This window comes from Saccharothrix syringae (assembly GCF_009498035.1).
Lineage (GTDB): Bacteria > Actinomycetota > Actinomycetes > Mycobacteriales > Pseudonocardiaceae > Actinosynnema > Actinosynnema syringae.
On sequence record NZ_CP034550.1, the window covers coordinates 3632249 to 3654929 of the forward strand.

Below are 22681 nucleotides of genomic sequence, written 5' to 3' on the forward strand. Positions count from 1 at the left end.
CCGGCGGCCTCGCCGGGTGGCACGCGGCCGCGTGCCGGTCCGCCGGGGCTCAGCCCGCGGCCACGGCGCCGGCCGGGTCCGCCTTCAACGACCTCAGGAGCTCGATGTACGTGCTGTTGAACCGGGCGCCCTCGTCCAGGTAGGCCACCCCGACCGCGACACCCCCGCGGAGGAACCTCACGAGCACCCCGCGGTCCGGGTGGTCCGGATCCCCGCGGACGACCTCCGCGGCGTCCGACGCCTTCGGGTTGCCGGCGACCTGGATGCGCAGGCCGAACACCTCACTGGTCGTGTTCGGGAAGTACCCGAGCCGGGGTTTCCCCGCACCGCGACCCAGGGACGCCGCCAAGGACCTGCCCGCGAGGTCGCCGGTGTCGATCGCGTTCTTCCACAACTCGATGCGCGTGAGGCGTCCCGCCGCCCACGGGTCGGGGTAGCGGGCGACGTCCCCGGCCGCGAACACGTCCTCGTGCCCCGGGACGCGCATGCGTGCGTCGACGCGCACCCCGTCGGACAGGTCCAGGCCGTTCCCGCGCAGCCATTCCGTGTTGGGCACGCTGCCGATCGCTTCGACGAACAGGGACCGGTCCGGCGAGGGCTCCGGGTCGCCCGGCAGGAACGTCACGCCGTGCCGGGCGAACCAGCGCCGGAGGGCGATCGAGATGCGCTTCCCCAGCAGGCCCCGGAACGGCCCGCGGCGCGGCGATTCCAGCATGACGACTTCACAACCGTACTTCCCGGCCAGCGACGCGAGTTCGCAGGCGACGAACCCGGCGCCCGCTATCGTGACCTTCCCGCTCGCCCGGAGTTCGTCGTGGATGTGCTGCGCGTCGTCCAGCCCGCGCAAGGTCCTGCGCGGGTGGGACCCGCCGCTGCCCCCGGTCGAGGTGCGCGCGCGTACGCCCGAGGCGATCACCAGGCCGTCGTAGTCGAACGTTTCGCCCGTGCTCAGGTGCAGCACCTTGTCGCGCAAGTCCGCGGTGTCGACCCCGGTGCCGAGGCGCCAGGTCAGGGCGTCGTCGTCGAGCCCGGCGACCTCCAGGTCCTCGGCCATCGCCGTGCCGGGGGCGCCCGGCGGCGGGTACGGCCTCTTGGTCAGGCCCGGCCGGTTGTAGGTGCGGTGGGCCTCGTCGCCGAAGATGACGACCTCGGCGTCGACCCCGCACGTGAGCAGCGCCTTGGCCGCCCGCAGCCCGGCTATGCCGGAACCGACCACGCCGATGGTCCTCCCCCCGTCAGCCATCGCTGTCCAGGGTGATGGCCTGCACGGGGCAGGAGTCCACGGCGTCCTCGATGTCGGACGCGTCCTCGTCGTCGAACGACTCGCGGTACCGGAGCTCCCCGTCGGCGTCGAGCTCGAAGTTGGTCGGGGCCGAGATCGCGCACTGCCCGTGGTTCTGGCACCGGACCCGGTCAACAAGGATCCTCACGACTTCCTCCAGGTGTGGACGTGGTTCAGGGACGTCGAGTGAACGTGATCGGCAACGTGTTCGCGCCGGTGTTCCCGGAGTCGGGCAGCCACTCGGCGTCCTCGCCCACGCGCAGGTCGGTCAGCCGGGTCGACAGCGCCGAGACCGCCACGTCGATGTCCGCCCTGGCGACGAAGTGACCCAGGCAGTGGTGCATGCCGCCGCCGAACGCGAGGTGGGGCGAGCGGTCGGCGTCGAGGTCGATCCGGTCCGGGTCGTCGTACTCGGCGGGATCGGTGCCCGACGAGAGGGTGAGCAGGTGGATCGTCGTGCCCTTCTCGATGGTGCGCTCCCGGTACCGGAACGTCTCCCCCGCCTCGCGCGAGACCCACCGGGCGATCGGGTTGACGCGAAGGGCTTCTTCGGCCGCCTTCGCGGCGTAGCGGTCCGGGTCCGCCGCCAGCTTCTCCCACTGGTCCGGCTGCTCCGAGAACGAGGCGACGGTCAGCACCAGCTGGTTCCGCGTCGTGTCGATCCCGGCGAAGACGAGCAGGATGATGAGGTTGATCAGCTCCTGGTCCGAGAGCCTGCCGTCGTCCTCGTCCCGCGCACCCACCAGGGCGCTCAGGATGTCGTCCCGGGGCGACCGCCTCCTGGCGGCCACCAGGGACTCGGCGTACCGGGTCAGCTCGGCGACGGCGTCGTCGATCCGCGCGATGTTCTCCTTGATGGTGATGCCGATCCCGAGCCCGATGGTGGAGGAGAGCTGGTAGACCTCCTCCCAGTCGTGCTCGTCGATGCCCAGCATCATGCACAGGACCCTGGTCGAGTACGGTGCCGCGAAGCGACCGGCGAACTCGGTCCGCCCGTCGTCGACCCACTCGTCGACCAGGCTGTCCGCCAGGGCCCGGAAGCGGGGGCGCAGCGGTTCGATGCGGCGCGGCGAGAACGCCGGGTTGACCAGGCGCCGGATCCGGTTGTGCTCGTCACCCTCCAGCACGAGCAGGGTCTTCCTCCACCAGCGGTCGTAGAGCCCGTCGACCACGCCGTGGTGCGCGGGCCACTTGGCCGACCCCTGCGTCAGGTGGGGGTTCTTCAGGAGGAGTTTGCAGTCCTCGTAGGTGAGGACGGCGATGCCCCAGTCGGTTCGCGCGTACCAGTGGTCGGCCCGCGCCCTCCGCATCTCCCGCGAGTTCATGCGGAAGCGTTCGGAACTGATGTCGAGGTGCGGCACTGCGAGCTGCTGCGTCATGGTGACCACTTCCGATCGTCGAGTGGTGTCCGGCGGGTCGGCCTCAACCGGCGGTCAACGGGCCGATGCGGTAGAGGACTTCGTCGTGGTGGCCGTCCGGGAAGAGGCTGCCGGGGAAGAGCACGCCGGTCTCGACGCGGGCCGAGTGCTTCTTGGCGAACTGCTTGAGCACCATGAGGATCGCCTTGTTCTCGGCGGAGACCGTGGCCTCGACGTACCGGGCGCCCCCGGCCACCTGCCGGTCGGCCGCGGCCTGGAAGAGCTTCACCCCGAGGAACGGGATGCCGTGGCGCGGGTTGACGGCGGTCTGCCAGACGAAGTAGGTCTCGGGCTCGTCGGGGCGGCGGTAGCCGGTGAGGAAGCCGACGAGCTCGTCGTCCGCGGTCGCGACCAGCGAACCGCCGGCGAAGTCCCGGAACCACAGCGCGTAGCAGTAGGCGCTGTTGGTGTCCAGGCCGGGGGTGTTCTCGACCAGCTTCCACACGGCCGGGCCGTCCTCGGGCACCGGTGTCCGGAAGACCGCGCGCCCCTTCGCGGCGGTGCCCCGGTCCGCGCCGGCACCGGGTGCGGTGGTGGTCGTCATCGTCGGCCTCCTCATGCCGTTTCGTGGACGGCGCGTTGTGCGATGCGCAGCCCGTGGTCGAGTTCGTCGGTGGTGACGGTCAGCGGGGGCATCAGCTTGACCACCTGGCAGTGCGCCCCGGAGGTCTCGAAGAGGAGCCCGAGCTCGAAGGCCCGCCGCGCGGCGCGGCCGGCGTGCCGGGGGTCGGCGAGCTCCAGGCCCCACACCATCCCGCGGCCGCGGTAGGCGGACCCGCTGTGGTGCGCGGCGGTGTCGCGCAGCGCGGCTTCGATGGTCTGGGCGTGCGCCCGGGTCTGCCGCGCGAGCGCGTCGTCCGACCAGTAGGTGTCGAGGGCGGCGGCCGCGGTGACGAACGCGGGGTTGTTGCCGCGGAACGTGCCGTTGTGCTCGCCCGGCTCCCAGACGTCCAGTTCCGGTCGGAACAGGCACAGCGACAGGGGCAGCCCGTAGCCGCTGATGGACTTCGAGACGGTGACGATGTCCGGGGTTATGCCGGCCTCCTCGAAGGAGAAGAACGCCCCGGTCCGGCCGCAGCCCATCTGGATGTCGTCGACGATCAGCAGCATGTCGTGCCGCCGGCAGAGCCGGGCGAGGGCGCGCAGCCACTCCGGGCGGGCCACGTTGACGCCGCCCTCGCCCTGGACCGTCTCCACGATCACCGCGGCCGGCTGGTCCAACCCGGACCCGCGGTCCCCGAGCAGCCGCTCGAACCACAGGAAGTCGGGTGTCTTCCCGTCCATGTAGTGGTCGTAGGGCATCGTCGTGGTGTGCCCGAGCGGGACACCGGCACCGGCCCGCTTGAAGGCGTTGCCGGTGACCGCCAGGGAGCCCAGCGACATGCCGTGGAAGGCATTGGTGAACGAGACGATCGTCCCGCGCCCCTTGACCTTGCGCGCCAGCTTGAGGGCGGCTTCGACGGCGTTGGTGCCCGTCGGGCCGGGGAACATGACCTTGTAGGGCAGCTCCCGCGGGCGCAGCACGAGGTCCCGGAAGGTCTCCAGGAAGCCGCGCTTGGCGCGGGTGGACATGTCCAGGCCGTGGGTGACGCCGTCGCGCTCCAGGTAGTCGAGCAGGGCGCGCTTGAGCGGTGGCGGGTTGTGGCCGTAGTTGAGCGAGCCCGCACCGGCGAAGAAGTCCAGGTAGCTGGTGCCGTGCTCGTCGACCATCCAGCTGCCCCGGGCCCGCTCGAAGACGGTCGGCCAGCCGCGGCAGTAGCTGCGCACCTCCGACTCCAGCGCCTCGAAGACGCCGAGCCCGGGCGGGGTGATCGTCACGACGCGGCCCGCGCCGTGCTCAGCGAGGAGAGGACGAACGTGGTGAAGGTGTCCACCGAGACGAAGTCGTCGGCGTCGAGGTCCTCCGGGTCGACGACCAGGCCGAGGGAGTCCTCCAGGGCCATCAGCATCTCCAGCATCGTGGTGGAGTCCAGGTGCAGGTCGTCGAAGAGCCTGACGTGGCCGTCGAGCCCGGTGACGGGCCGCTCCAGCACCTCGGTCAGGGCCTGCTCCAGCGCGGAGACGACGGTGTTGCGGTCCATGGCGTGTCCAATCGGGTGGTGGGTGGGAGAGCGGTCACCGGGGGGAGGCGGTCGGGTGCGCGCCGTCGGCGCCGCTGCCCACGAGGGCTTCCAGGCGCTTGCGGTCGACCTTCCCGTTCCCGTTGGTGGGCAGCTGCTCCAGCCGGACGCAGCGGCGCGGGATCTTGAAGGGCTCGATGTGGTCGCGCATCCGGTCCCGGACCTCCTCCGCGGGGATGTCGGCCACCACCGCGAGGAGCGAGGACCGGCCGCCGCTCGGGGGGAGCACGGCCGCCGAGGTCACGCCGGGTACGCGGTGGGCGGCGGCTTCGACCTCGGTGGCGCTGAGGCGGAACCCCCGCTCCTTGTAGATGTCGTCCCGGCGACCGGAGAAGTAGAGGTACCCCTCCTCGTCCTGCCGGCCGTAGTCGCCGGTGCGCAGCTCGGGGAACAGCCCCTCCGCGCGGGGGAAGCGGTCGGCGGTCAGCTCGGGGCGCTTCCAGTAGCCGGCCATGACGTTCGGGCCCCGCACGACGAACTGGCCGATCTCCCCGGGGGGCAGCCGGTCCCCGTCGTCGTCGATGACGAAGACCTCGGTGCCCGGCAGCGGCAGCCCGCAGGACCCCGGGTGGTCGAGGTCCCCGTCGGGGGGCATGATCGCCGTGCGCTTGCACTCCGTGAGCCCGTACATGACCTGGATCCGCAGCCGGGGGAGCGCGGCGCGCAGCGCGGACATGGTGGTCTCGGCCAGGGCCGCACCGGTGTTGGTCAGCAGCCGCAGCCGGTCGAGCCCCCCGCTGCTGCGGCGCAGCAGCCAGGCGAGCCGGTCCGCGATGGAGGGCACGGCGGGCAGCACGGTCGCCCCGGCGGCCTCCAGGCTGCGCAGCAGCGGCGGGCCGGTCTCGGCGACGGTGCCCAGGTGCAGCCGGGCGCCGCTCAGGGCCGCGAGGTAGACCTGGTAGAGACCGTAGTCGAAGGAGAGCGGCAGCGGGCAGTACACGACGTCGTCGCCGCGGTACCCCAGGCACTCCTGGATCGCGGACACCGCGAAGAGCACCTGCTGGTGGGTGCTGACCACGGCCTTGGGCAGCGAGGTGGTGCCCGAGGTGTAGATCAGGCTGACGGGGTCGACGGCCAGGGCGCCCCCGCCGGGGGGAGCGGGGCACCCGTCGGCGTCCGCGTCGAGCGCGGTCCGGACCAGCTCGTCGAACCCGAGGAACCGCACACCGCACCCGGCGGCGGTCCGCCCCGCGGCCGGGTCGTCGGAGACCAGCAGCTTCGGTTCGCAGTCCCGCAGCACGTGTTCCAGCGGCCCGCCGCGCACCTGCTCGTGCAGGACGCTGAACACGGCGCCCAGGCGGGAGGCCGCGTAGACCAGCACGGCGATGCCGATCCCGTCGGCCGCGGTGACCACGACCCGGTCGCCGCGCCGCAGTCCTCCGCGCCACAGGGACGCGGCCATCCTGGTGCTGGCGGAAGCGAGTTCCCGGTAGGTCAGGCCGCGGTCCCGCGAACTCAGCGCGACGGATCGGGGGCTGCGGTCGGCGGCCGCCTCCAGGAGTTCGTGCAGCAGCTGTGCGGTGCGGGCCATCAGGTCTCCTCGACGGAGGTGCCCAGGGCGGACGCCGCGCGGTGGGGGACGACGGTGGTGGCGGTGGCGGCGCACACGAGCTGGGGCTCGTCGAGGACCGCGGCGGCGCTCGGCCCCGCTCCGGGGCGGGCGCCGAGGACCTTGTGCGCCTGGAGCTCCACCACCCGGCGCAGCCTGGTCCGCCGCACCAGCCGCGCACGTGCCTCGATGTAGTCGCCCGGTTTCACGGGCGCGGTGAAGCGGAGGTCGCTGTACTGGGACAGCAGCCCCTCGTCGCCGTCCGTGCGGATGGTGATCTCGGTGACCAGGTCGCCGAACAGCCGCAGGATGCGCGCGCCGTCCACCAGGTCACCCCCGTAGTGGGCGTCCTCCTGGCCGATCCGCACGCGGAGGAAGGCCGTCGTCTCCTGGGTGGGTCCACCGCGGGCGCCGCGCTGGGCGGTGGCGGTCGTGGTGGCGGTCGGTGGTGACATGGCACCGGGCTCCTTCGGTTCTGTTCGTCCGTCTTCGGCGGCCGGGGAGAGGCCGAGGGCGACCGCGGCCACGACGTCCTGCTTGTGGGTGATGGACACCGAGACCGGGGACGCGGTCAACCGGGCGGCCCGCCCCCGGAGGCGCACGACGGGGGCACCGCGCGGTGCGTGCTCCACGCAGATCTCCCGCGGCGCCACCCCCTGGAGGAAGCCGACCCCCAGGACCTTGAGGACGGCCTCCTTGGCGGCGAACCGGCCCGCCAGGAACTCCAGGCGCCGGCGGGCGCCGAGGGTGTCGGCGTGGGCCAGTTCCTCCGGGGCGAAGCCGAAGCGCAGGAACCAGGGTCGCTCGACCAGGCGGCGCAGTTCCGAGCAGTCGAGGACGTCCACCCCGACCCGGACGGCCCGGCTCGACCCGGTGCTCATCCGGACACCGCGCGGAAGTCGACGAGGCGCTGCTTGGCCAGCAGGTCCTCCGTGCTGTCGCGCTCCCGGACCAGGTGGGCCCGCCCGCGGTGCACCATCACCTCGGCCGGGAAGCCGTGGCTGAGGAAGAGCCCCGGTGAGGCGGTGGGCCCGTAGGCGCCGGACCGCCCCACCGCCAGCAGGTCACCCGGCCGCACCTCCGGCAGCCGGACCTTCCTGGCGACCACGTCGTTGGGCGTGCACAGCGGCCCGGTGACGGTGTAGGGCCGCAGCGCCCCACCGGTCCGACCCCCGAGGTGGCGGATCGGGAAGTTGCGCTTGACGAAGCTCCCGATGCCGACGGCGGCCATGTGGTGGTTGGTGCCGCCGTCGGCGACCACGAAGCTCTCGCCCATGGACTCCTTCACGTAGCGGGCCCGGACGACGTACGTGCCGGCCGCGGCCGTCAGGAACCGGCCCAGCTCCATGATCATCCGGCAGTGCGGGTGGCGCGCGGAGAAGGAGGAGAGGACTTCCGCCAGCCCGGTCCCCAGCGCGGCGAGGTCCGGGTCCTCCTCGTTGTCGAAGTAGGCGACGCCGAGCCCGCCGCCGAAGTCCACCGTTTCCAGGGGGAAGCCGAGGTGCCCGGCCAGGTCCTCCGCGGTCGCGAGGATGCGCCGGGTGTTGTGGACGACGTCCTCGTGGTCGAGGAACCGCGTCCCCATGTAGGCGTGCACCCCGGTCAACCGGATGTTGCGCAGGGCCGCGAGCCGGTGCCCGGACTCGCGCAGCCGGGCTTCGTCGATGCCGAACTGCCGGGGCTTGCCCCCCATGGCCAGCCCGGACCCCTTGCTGCCGAAGGCGGGGTTCACCCGCAGGAGCACCGGGAACCCGTCGCGACCGGCCGCAGCCAGCAGCGAGTCGAGCAGGTCGAGTTCGTCCAGCGATTCGCAGACGACCGCGCGGATGCCGGCTTCGACGCACGCGGCGAGCTCCCGCTCGTCCTTGCCGGGGCCGAGGAAGATGACGTCGCGCGGCGCGACCCCGGCTCGCAGGGCGGTGGCCAGTTCGGCGGAGGAGGAGACCTCGGCGCCGGTGCCCAACCGGTTCAGCAGCGCGCAGACGCTCACGTTCGGGTTGGCCTTGAGCGAGTAGAAGATGTCGACCCCGGCGGGGAGCGCGTCGCGCAGCTCGCGGTACGTGTCTTCCAGGACGTCCGCGTCGTAGACGAACAAGGGGGTGCCGAATTCGTCGGCGAGCGCCGAGATCGCATTGCCCTGCATGTCCGCCATCGGGGTGGTCATGGGATCACTGCCGTTCGCGAAGTTCTCATCACTCGCCTCTCCGGGCGTGTTGTGCGGAACACCGGGAAAACGGATCCGGTGCGCCGGCGGCTAGTTCGGAACCGCCGGCAGGGAGTCGAGCCCGAACGCCGTGTGGAGCACGGCGACGGAGTCCAGGAGCCGGTCGAGCGGCACGAGCACCGAGGTGCGCATCTGCGCCGTGTGCACCGACATCCCGGTGATACCGGCCTCGCCCAGGGCCCGGAGCGCCCCGGCCGGCCGCGTCGGGCTGGCCACCAGGCCGCAGTCGATCAGCGAGACCTTGCCCAGGTCCTGGTTGACCTCGGGGACCAGGCCGATCTGCCGGAGAGCCGCCGCGGCGTCGTCGACGTGCACCCGCGGTATCGTGAACCGCACGCGGGTCCGGCCGGCGGAGTCCACCCTGCTCAGCAGATCGACGTCGACGCCGATCTCCGCCATCTTGTCGAGCGCGTCCGGCAGCGAGTGCCGGTCGGCCGCCTCGACGGTCAGGCATATCTCGGCGATGTCGGGGTCATGGGTTACCGCGATGACCTTACCCGAGGGTTCCACCGCACTCACCCCTTCTTTAGTCAGTACGCTGCCACGCCCTGGCCGGGCGCCGTGCCTCACGTGCACTTCGACGCCGTAGGTGAACGCCAGGGCGACGGATCGGGGGTGCAGGACCCGCGCACCCGACCGCGCCATTTCGGACATGGCGAGGTAGTCGACCGAATTCAGCACCTTCGCCGGACCGACGACTCGCGGGTCCGCGCTGAACACGCCGTCCACGTCGGTGTAGATCTCGCACCGCCGGGCGTCCAGGGCCGCCGCCAGCGCGACCGCCGTCGTGTCGGAGCCCCCGCGGCCGAGCGTGGTGACGTCCCCGTCGTCGTTCGTGCCCTGGAACCCCGCCACCACGGGGATCACGTTCCTGCCCAGGACCTCCAGCAGCCGACCGGGCGCGATGTCGGAGATGCGGCCCTCGCCGTGCGGACCGCGGACGTGGATCCCCGCCTGCGCCCCGGTCAGGGACATCGCGCGCCGGCCGAGCGCTTCCAGGGCCATCGTCAGTTGAGCGGCCGACGCCGCCTCCGCCGTGGCCACGAGCTGGTCGGTCTCCCGGTCCTGCGGACCGCGCCCGAACGCGCTCGCGAGTTCGAGCAGCGAGTTGGTCGCGCGGCCGCGTGCGGAGACGACGACCACCACGGGGCGCCCGGTGGCGGCACAGGCCACCACGACCCGCTCGGCCACGGCCCGCACCTGGTCCACTGTGGTGAGAGAAGTGCCGCCGTACTTGTGCACCACGGTGTCCATGGTCAACCGGACCTCGGGTGTCGGCGGGGCGCGTCTTCGCGCATGGCGGATCTCCCATCGGTTCTCGTTCGGCTGCGGGACGGATCTCTGCCCGGGAGCGCGTTCGCGGGCTCCGGGGCACAACGGGGCCGCCGGAGAATCCCGCACCACGCGGGAAATCCCGGCGAGGATGACGTTCGTCAGTTCACGACGACCCGGGCGACCTTCAGCTCTTCGGTCAGCTCCTGCCAAACGGCGGCGTAGTGCGCGGTCAGGCCGGCGACGGCCTCGACGCAGTGCGGCGGCAGTTCCCTGAGCAGGTTCTTCCAGTCGCCTGGGCTCACCGCCCGCGTGGACAGCAACCGTAGCAACGCCCGGCCGTTCTCCGACAGCCTGAGCGAGGGGTCCTGCATCAGCGCGCGCAGCTGGGTGTGCTGGTGGTGCCGGGCGGACTCGGGGGAACTCGGGAGCCGCACGGGCGCCGGCGGGGTGACGGGCGCCATCGGGGTCACGGGCGCCGTCGGGGTCACGGGCGCCGGCGGGGCGGGTGCGGGAACCGGCCGCGGCACCACGGAGCGGAGGCGACCGTCACGCCCCAGGCGCTCTGTCGACTGGGGAAATTCCCCAGTCGACCGGCGGCGGATCGCGCCGACGGTCTTGTGCGACAGACCGGTCAACGCGGCGACGGAGCGGTCCGACCAGCGCGGCTCCGCCAGCAGGACCCGGTGGGCCGCGGCCTTGCGGTCGGCCAGCGTCAGCGGGAGCCCGTGCCCGATGTTGCTCCGCACGGCGAGCATGAAGGCTTGCCCGTCGGAGCAGTTGACCATCCTCGCGCGCACGGTGTCGGCGTTGGCCCGCATCGCGGCGCGCAGTCGGTGCATGCCGTCGATGACCCGCATGGTCGACTTCTGGACCAGGATCGGGGGCAGGTCGGCCGCCACCTCGGCGAGGGTGCGGACGTGGTGCATGTCCTCGCCGGACCGGCGCGGGGAATCGGCGGGGAGGAGGTCCCCGACCGGTATCCGCACCACCGGTAAATCGTCGAGGCGCCGGGTCGTGCCGGGTGGCGGCGCACTATTGTCGGGAACGACAAGACGTTCAATCGGATATGCGCAACCGCTGTCCCCTGTCGCCGCACTCATGTCTGACGCCTCCTGCTTGATCCCCACAGATGTCTGGCCTACATCTTTGGTACTCCACGGTCGGAGGGCTTGCAACTTGCCCGGACGGCTATTCGCGGCTGCATGTGGCAACTATTCGTAGCTCCGGGTAACCGGGTTGCCGGACAACATCGGGACCGGTGCTGACCGGCGGCGGGAGCGGTAGATCTTGATACGATGTGCGTGGCGATCGAAAATCACTGCTCCTCGGTTTCAAACCTTTTTCACCCTGATGTTGCAAGCCGTCCCAGGGGCTGGTCGGCGCAGGCGTGCCGAGGGTGGGGCGGCTGGTGGCCGCGGGGGCTGCATCGCCTGGTGGGCGGTCGGCGGGGTGCGAGACCTTGTGCTCGCGGGCGAGGGGGAGTAGTTTTTGCGCCACGATTTCCGTGCATATCCATTAATTCGCTCCGCGGTGTTGAAGAGATAAAGTTCCCGACCGACGCGGAACCGCCGTGGCTGGTAGCCTCGGGAGGTGCGACGATTGCGCCGGCCTGGTGAAGAGGCTGCCTGTCGCACCGGGGTCGGAGGTGCCCGATAATGGTGGATCTGAGCGTACTGCCGGGTTACATCGCGGTGATCCTGCTCTTCCTCGGTCCACCCGGGCCCGACATGGCCTACATGATCGCGGTGGGTCTCGAAGGTGGTCGCCGGGCCGCGCTGAAGGCCATCCTCGGCATCGGGACGGGCATGAGCGTCTACGCCGCCGCCGTCGTCGTCGGGATGGGGAAGATCGTCCAGTCGTACCCGGTGGTGCTCAACGCGGTGCGGATCTTCGGTGCGGCGTACCTGCTGTGGTTGGCGTACCACACCCTGCGCAACGCGCGTCGCGCGCTCAGCGGGCACACCGATCTCCGGGCGGGGAGGTGGTACCTCCGGGGCGTGTTCGTCAGCCTGACGAACCCGAAGATCATCCTGTTCTTCCTCGCGGTGCTGCCGCAGTTCATCGGGAGCGCGGGCAACCCCGTTGTGCAGATGGGCGTTCTCGGTGCCGTCAACGTCCTGACGGAGGTCGTCCTCTACGGGACCATCGGGGTCCTGGCGGGTTCCTTCCACGCTCGCTTCACCGGCGAGTCGAAGGCGACCGCCGTGCTGAACTACGTCGCGTGCGCGGTTTACGTCGTGCTGGCGGGGACGATCGTCGCCGGCGTGTCCTCCGGTTGACTTCCCGGGAGTCGGTGGTTGCAGGTAGGTTGAGGTCGCCTCGGCGTGCGGCCACGGGGGCTTCGTCGGGTGGCCGTCCCGGGTGGCGCCGAGCGGACAGGGGAGGCCCTCCGGGTGAAGATCATCGCGTTGTCCTGCACGCAGAAGCGCCTTCCGTCGCTGACCGACGCGCTGCTCGACGCGGCGATCACCGGCGTCCTCCAAGAGGTCGGTGACGCGGAGGTCCAGCGGATCCGGCTGATCGACCACCGCATCGCCATGTGCGAGGGCGAGGACACCTGCCTCGATCCCGAGGTGGGCCGGTGCACGCTCGACGACGACTTCGAGCACGTCGTCGGTCTGGCCGGGGGTGCGCGGGGGATGCTGCTCGCCATGCCGGTGTACGCGGGGAACGTGCCCGCGGTGCTGAAGATCTTCCAGGAGCGCTTGAAGAGCTTCATGAACGCCGAGCGGCGCCCGTTCGGCGGTCTGCTGGTGGGGACGATCGTGCATTCGCGCACGATGCTGACCGAACCCGCGCTGGCATCGCTGTTCCCGTGGTACCTGCGCCTGCGCAACAAGAACGTGGCGTCGGCGTGCTTCAGCCAGCACGACCACCAGGACCTGACCCGCACCGCGGCGCTCGACATGTGCGTGGCCGTGGGGCGGCAGCTCGGGATGACGCTCGACGGCAGCCGCTCGCCGGTCGGCGAGCGGACGGCCGAGCGGACGGCCGAGCGGACGGCACTGCCGTTGGTTCAGTCGCCGGATCGTCCGCGGTGCGGTGACCCGGCCGTGCCCTCTCCCTGAGATTCGGCGCGCCAGGTGCAGCCGTCGCCCGCCTGTTCGCACCACACCTTGACGTCCGGTTCCACGTAGCGGGTGGCGATGGCGGTGTTGAGCTCCTGGCAGTACGAGCACGGTGACGAGAAGGTCAGCACGACGCCGGCGCGGGCGGCCCGTTCGCGGTACCGGAGGATTCCGCAGTCGGTGTTGCGCAGGACGGTGCCCGACGGCTCGGGCTCGCTGGTCACCGCCGAGTCGTAGAGCAGCAGTTGGCGTTGCAGGCGCGTCATGAAGTGGTCGGTGGCGGACACGCCGGCCGGCCGCTGCGCTCGCAGCAGTTCGGCGGTGATGCGGGAGTTCGCCTGGATCCACGCGGCCACGCCGTCCTCGCCGTGCTCGCCCATGATGAACTCCTCGGCGGCCGCCTGCGCCTCGAAGAACCGCTGGCGCCACAGGTCGACCTTCTCGGCCGGGTCGAGGGGAGCCGGTTCACCGGTCATGGTCGACGTCCTCCCCGGTGGCGGCGTCCAGTTCGGCGAAGACCTCCTGGGCCACGCGCAACCCGTTGTTGGCGACCGGCCAGCCGCCGTAGTAGGCGAGCTGGATGATGACCTCGACGATCTTCTCCCGCGACATCCCGAGGTGCAGGGCGGCGCCGATGTGGCCGCGCAGCTCCCAGTCGGTCCGGGCCAGCGCGACCGCGGTCAGCGCGACCAGCTCGCGCTCCTCGACGCTCAGGTGCGGGCGGGTCCAGATCTCGCCGAACAGGTGGTCGACGGTGATCCGCAGGAACTCCGGGTAGGAGCCCGGCCGCGGTTCGCGGCCGAAGACCTGGTGGAACATGGCCTCGCCACGCTCGTGTCGGGTGGACGGCTCGGTCATCGGTCAACTCCTCGACCTCGTGGGGGAGGGCTCGGCCGGTGGCGACGCGGGGCGCCGCCACCGGGCCGCCGTCACGGTCCGATCACAGGATGATGCTGAGCTTCCCGTGCTCGTAGAGCGTTTCGTGGTCGAGCACCACGACCCGCCTGCGGATTCGGAACGACTCGCCCTCGACGACGAGCTCGCACCGGTACTTCCCGACGTAGGCGTCGGAGCGCCCGTGCCCGAAGCGGTGCACGACGAGGTTCGCCGCCACGTCCAGGTGCGTGCCCCGGTCGGCCAGGACCTCCACGTTGCCGATCACCCGGTTCGTCCGCGACCGGGGGTTCTCGCACCACACCTCGCCGTTGAGGAGCTGTTCGACGCGCTGGCGCAGCCGGGCGGCGTCGTCGTCGACGAGGCCGAGCGCGTCGACCGCCTCGCCGCGGACGTCGGTGGCCGGCACCGAGTAGTGGACGTCGTGGGTCAGCATCCCGTCGTACCACTCGCGCAGGCGCCACTCGTCGAGCAGCCGCGCCTCGCGGAAGAGGAACTGGTTCACCCGGTGCCACAACCGCACCCGGGCCGACTCGTCGATCGTCAGCTCGGTGGTCATCGCGCCTCCACCCCCTGCACCTCGGCCCGGCGGGCGACCTCGACGTGACCGTCGTCGCCGTGCATCAGCCGGTCCCACTGCCGCCAGAACTCGCGGGCGGGCAGCTCGTCGGTGGTCTCCGGGACCTCCTTGTCCATCCCGCGCGACAGGTCCGAGTAGCGGACCGTGCGGTTGAGGTAACCCCGCTGGCACGACTCGATGATCTCGATGTCGTCGGGGGTGGCGAAGCCGGCGGGGCCGAGGAACGTCAGGTAGTGGCTCTTGCGGAGCTGCCGGATGTCCGGGTCCTCGTCCTTGGGTGCCAGGGCGACCGAGGTGATGGCCATCCGGTCGGCGCCGACCGGGTCGATCTTGCGGATCGTGATCGCGATCGCGTCGATGATCATCAGGTTGGGGAAGATCAGCAACGCGCGGTTGGTGCCGGTGATCCGCTCGGCGCGTTCGGCGCCGAACCGGTCGACGAACCGCGCGGCCGTCGCCTCGATCCGCGGCCGGACCTCGGGACCGAACATCGGCGTCCAGTAGGCGAGCGGGCGGGCCGCCGCCGGTGGCAGCTCGTTGGCGCCGTGCCCCAGCCCGAGGGCGCGGCCGAAGCCGCCCCGGCGTCGCGGTGGCACCGTCCCCAGCGACTCCATGTAGCCGACGTAACGCTTGTGCAGGGCCCGGAAGTGGTAGATGTCGACGCTGTTCTCCATCATGAGCTTCCAGTTGGCCCGCGCCCCGTGCAGCTGCGCGCCCTGGATCACCTCCATGCCGACCTCGGACTGGTCGTCGATCAGGTCCAGGTACTCCGTCGCACCCGCCAGGTACTCGGTCAGGGTGCGCGGCTGCTCCGGGTCGAAGGTGGCGAACACGAAACCGCGGTAGCTGTCGCTGCGGTGCCGCGCCAGGCCGAAGTCCGCCTTGCGGAAGCCCGGCCCGTAGCCGTCCGGGAGCGGGACGCCGACCAGGTCGCCGCGGTTGGAGAACGTCCAGTCGTGGTACGGGCACCGGAACGACCTGGCCCGCCCGGACGGCTCCGAGCAGATCAGCGCCCCGCGGTGGGTGCAGCTGTTCGCGAACACCCGGATCACCCCGTCGGACCCGCGCGCCATGACCACCGGGCGCCCGCCGACGTCGCGCGCCACGTACGAGCCCGGTTCGGGCACCTCCGACTCGTGCCCGACGTAGAGCCAGCAGCGGTCGAAGATCCTGGTCACCTCCAACGCGGCCAGGTCGTCGTCGGTGTAGGCGCGGCGGTCCACCCGGAACGAGAGGCGTTCGAGGTCGTCGAACACGATCGGGTCGCCCACCGGCCCGTGCGGGTCGATCATCACTGCTCCCCCTGTCGCTGTAGCGTCTCGACCGCGCTGACGACCAGCTCGGCCGTGCGCGCGGCGGAATCGCCGCACTCGGGCTGCGCGGCGCGCAGCCGGGCCCGGTAGTCCCGGGCGGGATCGAGCAGGTCGGCGACGGCGTCGGTGACCGCCCGCCCGGTGGCGGCGGCCGGCTCCAGCGCCGTCCCGAAGCCCGCCCGGCCCACGAAGTACGCCTGGATGGGCTGGTCCACGGCCAGCGGGACCACCAGCATCGGCGTCTCCGCCCGGATCGACTCCGCCACGGAGTTGTAACCGCCGTGGGTGATGAACACGTCGGCGCGCTCCAGCACCTCGCGTTGCGGCAGGTACGGGGCGGTGAGCACGTCGTCGGGCAGCGCCAGCTCCCCGGCGAGGTCACCCACCGCGGCGACCACCTGCGCACCGGTCGCCGCGGCACCGGTGATCACCGTGCGCAGCAGGTCCGGCCGCCGGTAGAAGATCGTGCCGAAGGAGACGCACACCACCGGGCGGTCGGGGGCGAGCCGGTCCAGTTCCGGGAAGGCGACCTCGTCGCCGCGGGTCCCCGCCGCACCGGGCAGGCCGACCAGCCGCACGCCGTCGTCGGTGACCGCGTCGTCCCCGACGAGCGCGGGGATCGTCGGCATCAGGTTGAGGATCGGCGAACGCGCCGAGTGGGTCCTGGTCGACCACGACACGCCGTGCCCGGTCAGGTAGTCGCCGACCTGCTCGTCGTACGCCCAGCGACCTCGCCGGTGCTCCCGCGGGCACACCCCGCCCAGGTTGGCCCAGATCATCCCGTACGGCACCCCGGACGCGTGCGCGCCGACCACGGCCGACGCCGTGACCGGGAGCGAGTCGACCAGCACGAAGTCCGGTGCCGTCGCGCGGAGCACGTCGGCGGTCCGGTCCGCCACCGGCGACGACCGGAGCATCGGGCCGATCTTCGCCGGGTCGCCGCTCCACGGCGCCATCTCGACCTGCCCGACCGAGTGGACCTGCGCCTCGCCCAGGGCCTGGCGGCGCTGCTCGTCGAGCGCGCCACCGTCCGCGGACAACAGCAGCAGGGAGACCTCGGCGCCGGCTTTGCGGAGCGCGTTGACGACCGGGACGTACGGGTTCAGGTGACCGTGCTGGGTCGTGGTGAGCAGGGCGACGCGCATCAGATCTCCGGTCCGCTATGCCTTCGGGGAACGAGTCGGGACGGCGACGCGCGAGCGGCAGGGCTCAGCCTCCCGGAAAGGTGGGAATCCGCGGCAGGCGAGACGGACCGTCGACGTCCTGGTGTTGCGGTGAGGTTCTGCGCATTCCTCGCCCTCGCCGAGGGGACAGATCGGTCGACGCTGCTCGGAACAACCGGGTTCACCGCCTGCCCCCAGCGATGTCGAAGCCTGCCGGGGCACGCCATCGATGTCAACGGCCCGCAACCGTTGGCCGCCACCGCCTGGACGCCACTTCGGCGGGGCTCCGCTGGGGTTCCGGTCGGTGCCGTGCCGGCCCGGTGTGGGCGGGTCGCGGGGCCTGGTCGGTCGGCGGTGCATTCGTCCGCGCGGCACGGGGGTGAGGCGCTGGGGCGGCGCTTCCGGGGTGGAGCGGGCGGGATCTTGGGCCGGTCGGAGGTGCGGGGTGGCGCCGGATGCGCTGCGGCGTGGCGCCGTCCAGCCCGCATTGGCCGGTGCACCGAGCCACGGCCGGGAACATCGTCCTCGCGGGGCAGGTGGCTTGGTGGCGCTCGCCGGGGGAGCCGCCCGGTCGCCGCCGTCGGCGGATGTCGAACCGGGTGGCGGCTGCTTGGTCGATGGCTGGTTGGGGCAGAGGGGGTAGTGGTCGGGTGGTGGCGATGCCCCGGTGCGGACGACGGGTGTTGGAGGACTGTTCGTGTTCCCGCAGGCCCTGGAGTGGAGATCCTCGTCCGATGTGGACGAAGCGCGATGCGATCGGGTGGTCACCGACCGGTTCCCGCCGGTCGGTGACCACCCGGTCGGGGACGGTCCGCGGGGTGCTCCGGCGTCAGGTGCGGGCCGACTCGATCGCCGAGCAGAGCCGGTACTCGCTGTCGTCGTCGCACGACCGGAACTTCACCAGGCTGTTCTCGTGCATGTCCTTGTTGCAGTAGCCCCAGGTGTTGTAGGCCAGGTAGCTGATGCACCGGCCCTGGCGGTAGAAGTCGCCGTCGGTCGGGTAGTAGTTCCACCAGTAGCCGTAAGCGCCCCAGTGGCTGCTGTAGTTGATCACCCAGATGATGTCGCCGGAGTGCTGCCAGCACATCTTCGTCTTGTTGTAGGGATCCTTGGTGCACGGCAGCCCTGCCGGAGGACTCCCCGGCACCGCCTGGTTGATCTCCGGCTCGGGGTCCGCGGCAGCGGCCGGCGGTGCGGGGGTCGCCGTGGCGGTTCCGGCTGCCACGCCCTGCGCACCTGCCAGGGCCAGGACGAGCAGCAGTCCGGTGAAGAGCCGTTTGGCTGTCGAGGTCGCGATCACGTGCCTTGCCTCCTGCACAACAGTGGTGACCCGCGGAGATCGAGCCACCGGTGCGGTCGACCCTGCCGCCGGCACCTGGGAGGAAACTGCAGGGCGTCTTCCCCGGCAGGGCCGACAAGCGGCTCCGGGAGCCCGCGACGGCGATCCGGTACCTCGACGCCGACCGCGGCTACGACCCCCGCCGCGGGTTTCCGCGCTTACGGGCATCGGCTTCGACGGTCAGCGCCACGCGGTCGGCGTCGGCCGTGCGGTGTTGCTGCAGGAACAGGGCGAGCGCTCTGAGCCGGTGCTCCCGTGCCCGGTCCGGGCGACCGGCGGCGGCGTGCGCGTCGGCCAGGCGTTCCACGGTGTCGGCGTAGTCATAGGTGGCGCCCACGTCCTCGAAGTGCGTGAGCGCCAGTTCGTAGTGCGCCACGGCCTTGTCGTGGTGGCCGGCGCGGTGGGCGATGTAGCCCAGGCTGTCCAGGGTCCTGGCCTCCGCGTCGCGATCGGCGTGCGCGCGGGCCAGGGAGAGGGCGGCTTCGCAGTAGTGCCGCGCCTGGTCCAGGTCGTTCAGCCGGGCCGCGTACCAGCCGGCCTGGTTGAGGGCGTGGGCGTGGCGGATCGGGCGGTCCAGGGTGCCCAGGACGTCGAGGGCGCTCACCGCGTGGTGCAGGGCCTGTCGGTCGTCGCCCTGCGTCTCCCGGACCCACGCCAGGGACTGGTGCACGGCGGCCTCGCCGGAGGGGTCGCCCGCCTCGCGGCTGAGGGTCAGCGCGCGGTGGAGGTGCCGGGATGCCTCGTCCACGTCGCCGGCGCGGGCGAGCGCGGCCCCGAGCCGCCACGACGCCAGTGCGCGAGCGTCGAGATCACCGGCGCGGTCCGCGGCGGCCAACCCCGCGCGCCACACGGTGATCTGGTCGCGGTGTAGGTGGCCCTGGCGGCGTTGGAACGTGTCCAGGGCCCACGCCAGCCGCCACACCGCCGGGTGGTCACCCGCCCGCACCGCGGCCTCCTGCGCGGCGATCAGGCAGGTGTACTCGGTGACCAGCCAGGCCAGGGCGGTGCCGTCGTCGGCCGGTCCGGGCTGGTCGGAGAACACGGCGGCGGGCGTTTCGTGCGGGTAGAGGGCCCGTTCGGCGGCCAGCCCCGACCGGACGTAGAAGTCGATCACCCGGCCGAGGGCGGTCTCCTCGTCGCGTGCCCGTTCGGCGGCGCACAGCCGCACCAGGTCGTGCATCCGGTAACGACCGGGCACGTGCTGCCGCACCAGGTGACCGGTTTCGAGTTCCTCCAGCAAGGACCGCGCGCGCGGCACCGGCACGTCCGCCAGCGCGGCCACCGCCGGCAAGCCGATGTCCGGGCCGGGTGCGATGCCGAGCAGCGCGAACAGCCTCGCCGCGTCCGCCGACAGCGCCCGCAACGACGCGGCGAACACCGCCCGCAGGCTGGTGCTCAACTCCGCGGTGTCCAGCCCGTCGAGCCCGTCGGCTTCGCCCAGTTCGTCGGCGAACGCGGCGAGCGGGAAGCCCGGGTGCGCGGCGGCACGTGCGGCCACGATGCCGATGGCCAGCGGCAGGCCCGCGCAGTGCCCCAGCAGGGTCGCGACGGCCTCGGGTTCGGCTGACACGCGTTGTGGCGACAGGTGGCCCGACAACAGCGCCCGCGCATCGTCATCGGGCAGGACGTCGAGCGCGAGCGTCGGCACGCCCCGCGAAGCGGTGAGAGCTGTCAGGCGGTGCCTGCTGGTGATCAGCGTCGTGCACGTGGTACCGCCGGGCAGCAGGGCGAGCACCTGGTCGGTGTCACGGGCGTTGTCCAGCACCACCAGCAGACGCCGGCCCGCCACCAGGCTCCGGTACAGGGCGGCCTGGCCGTCCACGTCGGCCGGGAGGGAGGTCGCGCCGAGTGCTCCCAGGAAGCCGAGCAGCACCGCCGAGGTCGACGTCGGTGGCCCGGTCGGGTCGAACCCGCGCAGGTCGGCGTACAGCTGCCCGTCGGGGAACCGGTCCAGCGCCCGGTGCGCCCAGTGCAACGCCAGCGCCGTCTTCCCGGAGCCGCCCGCGCCGACGACCGCCAGCGACCCACCCTGCCGCGCCAGGGCTCCGTCCAGCACCACCAGTTCGTCGTCACGGCCCACGAACAGCCGGGGCGGGGCGGGCAGCTGCCGCGGCGTGGGCGGTCGCCCGACCGCCGGGGGCGCCACCTCGCCGACCAGCATCTGCTGGTACAGCTCGCGCAGCCGGGGACCGGGATCGGTGCCGAGCTCGTCGGCCAACGCCCGTCGGATGACCTGGTAGTGCGCCATCGCCTCGGCCGGTCGGCCGGACCGGTGCAGGGCCAGCATGAACTGCGCGGCCAGCCGCTCGTCGAGCGGGTCGCGCTTCACCAGCGTGGACAACTCGGCCAGCAGCGATTCGTGCCGCCCCAACCGCAGCGCGATGTCGTTGCGGTGGGCCACCGCCGACCACCGCTCCCGGTCGAGACCCTGCCGCACCGCGTCGGCCCAGCCACCGCTGATCCCGCCCAACGCCTCGCCGCGCCACAGCCCGAGCGCCCGCTCGACCAGCGCCAGCGCCTCGTCGTCGTCACCGGAGCGCGATCGCTCGACCAACGCCCGGAACCGTTCGAGGTCGACGGTGCCGGCGTCCACGGGGAGCACGTACCCGGCGGCCGTCCGGCCGATCACCGCGCCCGGGACACCGCCCAACACCTGCCGCAACCGGAACAGGTAGCCGTAGAGCGTGCTGCGCGCCTGCCGAGGAGCGCGGTCCCCCCACACCTTCTCGGTGAGCGAGTCGAGGGACTGGGGCTGGTTGTGGTCCACGAGCAGGGCGGCCAACACGCACCGCTGCCGGGCGTGCCCGAGGTCCACCGCCACTCCGTCGACCAGCACCCGGACTTCGCCGAGCAACTCGAACGACACCTCCACCCGGATTCCTCCCCTCGTCGTACCGGGGTACCGACTTCGACGGCCGTCGACAAGGCGGATACCAGAAATTCCCCAGTTCGCCGTGCCACACTCCGCCGCTCGCGCCACGTCCCCGCTGATTTGCGGTCTTGTCGAACAGTTCCGAACGCGCCCGGACCGGTGTTCGCGTTGTTCGGAAGAGAGCCGAACAGGGCGAACACGCCGAAGGCCCGGATCGCGGTCCTAGCGTTGAGGTCCGGCACACGAACAAGGGGGACCCGTGCGCAATCGGAGGAATTGGGGAGTGACGGCGGTCGTTGTCGCGCTGTTGCTCAGCGGGGTGACACCGAAGGGGCAGGCGGCGACCAGGGTGTACTACGTGGACCGGGTGGCGGGCAGCGACAGCGCGGCCGGGACGTCGCCGCAGACCGCGTGGCGGACGGTGGGACGGGTGTCGGCCGCGGCGCTGGCGCCCGGTGACTCGGTGCTGCTGCGCCGGGGGCAGACCTGGTCGGGGCGGTTGACCGTGCGGAGTTCGGGGACGGCGACCGCCCCGATCTCCATCGGCGCGTACGGGACGGGGGAGCGGCCCGTGCTCGGCGGTGACCCGGACCGGTGCGTCGAACTCGCCGGCAGCCACGTGCGACTGTCCGACGTCCAGGTCGGGACGAAGACCACGACCGGCCGCTGCGGGTGGGCCGGCGTGCTGATCGCGGGCGACCACGACCGCGTGGAGGGGGTCCTCGTCACGGGTGCGGCCGCCGGGGTGTACGTCGCGCCGGAGTCCGAGGGGGCGGTCATCACGGACAACGACCTGGTGGACAACAACCGGATGAGCGTGAACACGCCCGGCGGGTACGACGACTCGGGGGCGTTCGCCATCCTCGTGCAGGGGGATCGCGCCGACATCGGGTGGAATCGGATCAGCGGGTCCATCGCCGCCAGCTACGACTACGGCGAGGACGGCGCGGCCGTGGAGGTGTACTACGGATCGGGCAACCACGTGCACCACAACGTCTCGGTGGACAACGAGACCTTCACCGAACTCGGCACCGCGCCGGACGACCCGGACGGCGTGAGCGCGGACAACGTGTTCGAGTACAACGCGATCCTCGGCTCGCGAACCCACGCCGCGCTGGTGACCAGAGGTGGTGAGACCGACGAGGGACCGGTGCTGCGGACGGTGTTCCGCAACAACTCCGTGTCGTTGCCGAACGCCGCCGCGGAGGGCGTCGTCTGCTACGGCGGCTGCACCGACGAGCACCTGGAGCTGGCGCAGAACGTGATCTCGGCGGCGGCCAAGGCCGCCTACGCCGATCCCGGGTTCACCGCCACGCATCACAACGTGTTCCACGGCCTGCTGCAACTCGACCCCGGCACGACCGACGTCGTGGTCGACGACCCGGGCTTCACCGGCCCGTCGAACCTGAGGCCGCGACCGGACAGCCCGGCGGTCGACCTCGGTACGACCGCCTACGCGGATGTCGACCTCGACGGCAACCCCGTCGGCCTCGACGGTCGCGTGGAGGCCGGGGCGTACGAACTGCCGGTCGCGCGCCGCTGACCCGTTTCGCCGATCGACCGCCGCCCCTGGGAAGCACCATC

The 22681-nt window shown here is 71.9% G+C and carries 21 protein-coding genes; 3 read left to right on the plus strand and 18 right to left on the minus strand.

Annotated elements, in window-relative coordinates:
• Positions 1-49: 49 nt before the first annotated feature.
• From EKG83_RS16145 to EKG83_RS16195, 11 genes are all read right to left on the minus strand, one after another.
• Positions 50-1243, minus strand: a complete 1194-nt coding sequence (locus tag EKG83_RS16145) for an NAD(P)/FAD-dependent oxidoreductase (protein ID WP_084716382.1) — start codon at positions 1241-1243, stop codon at positions 50-52.
• Positions 1236-1430, minus strand: coding sequence for a ferredoxin (locus tag EKG83_RS16150; protein WP_033431016.1), 195 nt, complete (start codon positions 1428-1430; stop codon positions 1236-1238). The genes EKG83_RS16145 and EKG83_RS16150 overlap by 8 nt, the downstream gene beginning before the upstream one ends.
• Before the next feature lie 25 nt (positions 1431-1455).
• The gene (locus tag EKG83_RS16155) at positions 1456-2661 is read right to left on the minus strand and encodes a cytochrome P450 (protein WP_033431085.1); all 1206 of its coding nucleotides are present in this window, start codon (positions 2659-2661) and stop codon (positions 1456-1458) included.
• Between the two features lie 43 nt (positions 2662-2704).
• Entirely contained in the window at positions 2705-3244 is a 540-nt protein-coding gene (gene ectA, locus EKG83_RS16160; protein ID WP_051765727.1) for a diaminobutyrate acetyltransferase, read from the minus strand.
• Between the two features lie 11 nt (positions 3245-3255).
• Entirely contained in the window at positions 3256-4518 is a 1263-nt protein-coding gene (gene ectB, locus EKG83_RS16165) for a diaminobutyrate--2-oxoglutarate transaminase (protein ID WP_033431015.1), read from the minus strand.
• Complete coding sequence (locus EKG83_RS16170) at positions 4515-4781, minus strand: acyl carrier protein (RefSeq protein ID WP_033431014.1); 267 nt, start codon at positions 4779-4781, stop codon at positions 4515-4517. The genes ectB and EKG83_RS16170 overlap by 4 nt, the downstream gene beginning before the upstream one ends.
• Before the next feature lie 34 nt (positions 4782-4815).
• Complete coding sequence (locus tag EKG83_RS16175; RefSeq protein WP_051765725.1) at positions 4816-6351, minus strand: class I adenylate-forming enzyme family protein; 1536 nt, start codon at positions 6349-6351, stop codon at positions 4816-4818.
• Positions 6351-7250, minus strand: coding sequence for a holo-ACP synthase (locus EKG83_RS16180; protein WP_033431013.1), 900 nt, complete (start codon positions 7248-7250; stop codon positions 6351-6353). Before EKG83_RS16180 ends, EKG83_RS16175 begins: the two co-directional genes overlap by 1 nt.
• Positions 7247-8533, minus strand: coding sequence for a type III PLP-dependent enzyme domain-containing protein (locus tag EKG83_RS16185; protein ID WP_033431012.1), 1287 nt, complete (start codon positions 8531-8533; stop codon positions 7247-7249). Before EKG83_RS16185 ends, EKG83_RS16180 begins: the two co-directional genes overlap by 4 nt.
• 90 nt (positions 8534-8623) lie before the next feature.
• On the minus strand, positions 8624-9847 hold the full coding sequence (locus EKG83_RS16190) for an aspartate kinase (protein WP_033431011.1): 1224 nt from the start codon (positions 9845-9847) through the stop codon (positions 8624-8626).
• 179 nt (positions 9848-10026) lie between these two features.
• A complete protein-coding gene (locus EKG83_RS16195) occupies positions 10027-10857 on the minus strand; it encodes a ParB/RepB/Spo0J family partition protein (protein ID WP_051765723.1) in 831 nt (276 codons plus the stop codon).
• A gap of 666 nt (positions 10858-11523) precedes the next feature.
• Between EKG83_RS16195 and EKG83_RS16200 the strand changes: the two genes are divergently transcribed.
• Together EKG83_RS16200 and EKG83_RS16205 are read left to right on the plus strand one after the other, a co-directional pair.
• On the plus strand, positions 11524-12147 hold the full coding sequence (locus EKG83_RS16200; protein ID WP_033431010.1) for a LysE family translocator: 624 nt from the start codon (positions 11524-11526) through the stop codon (positions 12145-12147).
• Positions 12148-12261: 114 nt separating this feature from the next.
• Positions 12262-12936 carry a flavodoxin family protein gene (locus tag EKG83_RS16205; RefSeq protein WP_033431009.1) on the plus strand — a complete coding sequence of 225 codons (675 nt, stop codon included), beginning with the start codon at positions 12262-12264 and terminating at the stop codon, positions 12934-12936.
• Here EKG83_RS16205 and EKG83_RS16210 read toward each other — a convergent pair.
• From EKG83_RS16210 to EKG83_RS16240, 7 genes are all read right to left on the minus strand, one after another.
• Positions 12885-13412 (minus strand): hypothetical protein, encoded by a 528-nt coding sequence (locus tag EKG83_RS16210; protein ID WP_033431008.1) that lies wholly within the window; start codon positions 13410-13412, stop codon positions 12885-12887. The two genes, EKG83_RS16205 and EKG83_RS16210, sit on opposite strands and share 52 nt — an antisense overlap.
• A complete protein-coding gene (locus tag EKG83_RS16215; protein ID WP_051765721.1) occupies positions 13402-13794 on the minus strand; it encodes a carboxymuconolactone decarboxylase family protein in 393 nt (130 codons plus the stop codon). The genes EKG83_RS16210 and EKG83_RS16215 overlap by 11 nt, the downstream gene beginning before the upstream one ends.
• Positions 13795-13876: 82 nt before the next feature.
• Positions 13877-14389: an aromatic-ring-hydroxylating dioxygenase subunit beta gene (locus EKG83_RS16220; protein ID WP_051765719.1), complete on the minus strand. Its 513-nt coding sequence runs from the start codon at positions 14387-14389 to the stop codon at positions 13877-13879.
• Complete coding sequence (locus EKG83_RS16225; protein ID WP_033431007.1) at positions 14386-15702, minus strand: aromatic ring-hydroxylating oxygenase subunit alpha; 1317 nt, start codon at positions 15700-15702, stop codon at positions 14386-14388. The genes EKG83_RS16220 and EKG83_RS16225 overlap by 4 nt, the downstream gene beginning before the upstream one ends.
• Positions 15702-16868 carry a glycosyltransferase gene (locus EKG83_RS16230; protein ID WP_033431006.1) on the minus strand — a complete coding sequence of 389 codons (1167 nt, stop codon included), beginning with the start codon at positions 16866-16868 and terminating at the stop codon, positions 15702-15704. Before EKG83_RS16230 ends, EKG83_RS16225 begins: the two co-directional genes overlap by 1 nt.
• A gap of 847 nt (positions 16869-17715) precedes the next feature.
• Complete coding sequence (locus tag EKG83_RS16235; protein WP_153278155.1) at positions 17716-18111, minus strand: hypothetical protein; 396 nt, start codon at positions 18109-18111, stop codon at positions 17716-17718.
• Between the two features lie 244 nt (positions 18112-18355).
• Positions 18356-21097, minus strand: a complete 2742-nt coding sequence (locus EKG83_RS16240) for an AfsR/SARP family transcriptional regulator (RefSeq protein WP_033431005.1) — start codon at positions 21095-21097, stop codon at positions 18356-18358.
• Positions 21098-21380: 283 nt separating this feature from the next.
• Here EKG83_RS16240 and EKG83_RS16245 point away from each other — a divergent pair, with 283 nt between their 5' ends.
• Positions 21381-22640 carry a right-handed parallel beta-helix repeat-containing protein gene (locus EKG83_RS16245; protein WP_228122637.1) on the plus strand — a complete coding sequence of 420 codons (1260 nt, stop codon included), beginning with the start codon at positions 21381-21383 and terminating at the stop codon, positions 22638-22640.
• Positions 22641-22681 lie beyond the last annotated feature (41 nt).

Coding starts and splice junctions, on each gene's coding strand:
- EKG83_RS16180 (WP_033431013.1), bottom strand. CDS start 7,250: ATGAGCACCGGGTCGAGCCGGGCCGTCCGGGTCGGGGTGGACGTCCTC.
- EKG83_RS16155 (WP_033431085.1), bottom strand. CDS start 2,661: ATGACGCAGCAGCTCGCAGTGCCGCACCTCGACATCAGTTCCGAACGC.
- EKG83_RS16210 (WP_033431008.1), bottom strand. CDS start 13,412: ATGACCGGTGAACCGGCTCCCCTCGACCCGGCCGAGAAGGTCGACCTG.
- EKG83_RS16230 (WP_033431006.1), bottom strand. CDS start 16,868: ATGCGCGTCGCCCTGCTCACCACGACCCAGCACGGTCACCTGAACCCG.
- EKG83_RS16215 (WP_051765721.1), bottom strand. CDS start 13,794: ATGACCGAGCCGTCCACCCGACACGAGCGTGGCGAGGCCATGTTCCAC.
- EKG83_RS16170 (WP_033431014.1), bottom strand. CDS start 4,781: ATGGACCGCAACACCGTCGTCTCCGCGCTGGAGCAGGCCCTGACCGAG.
- EKG83_RS16220 (WP_051765719.1), bottom strand. CDS start 14,389: ATGACCACCGAGCTGACGATCGACGAGTCGGCCCGGGTGCGGTTGTGG.
- EKG83_RS16190 (WP_033431011.1), bottom strand. CDS start 9,847: ATGGACACCGTGGTGCACAAGTACGGCGGCACTTCTCTCACCACAGTG.
- EKG83_RS16225 (WP_033431007.1), bottom strand. CDS start 15,702: ATGATCGACCCGCACGGGCCGGTGGGCGACCCGATCGTGTTCGACGAC.
- ectA (WP_051765727.1), bottom strand. CDS start 3,244: ATGACGACCACCACCGCACCCGGTGCCGGCGCGGACCGGGGCACCGCC.
- EKG83_RS16185 (WP_033431012.1), bottom strand. CDS start 8,533: ATGACCACCCCGATGGCGGACATGCAGGGCAATGCGATCTCGGCGCTC.
- EKG83_RS16145 (WP_084716382.1), bottom strand. CDS start 1,243: ATGGCTGACGGGGGGAGGACCATCGGCGTGGTCGGTTCCGGCATAGCC.
- EKG83_RS16200 (WP_033431010.1), top strand. CDS start 11,524: ATGGTGGATCTGAGCGTACTGCCGGGTTACATCGCGGTGATCCTGCTC.
- EKG83_RS16175 (WP_051765725.1), bottom strand. CDS start 6,351: ATGGCCCGCACCGCACAGCTGCTGCACGAACTCCTGGAGGCGGCCGCC.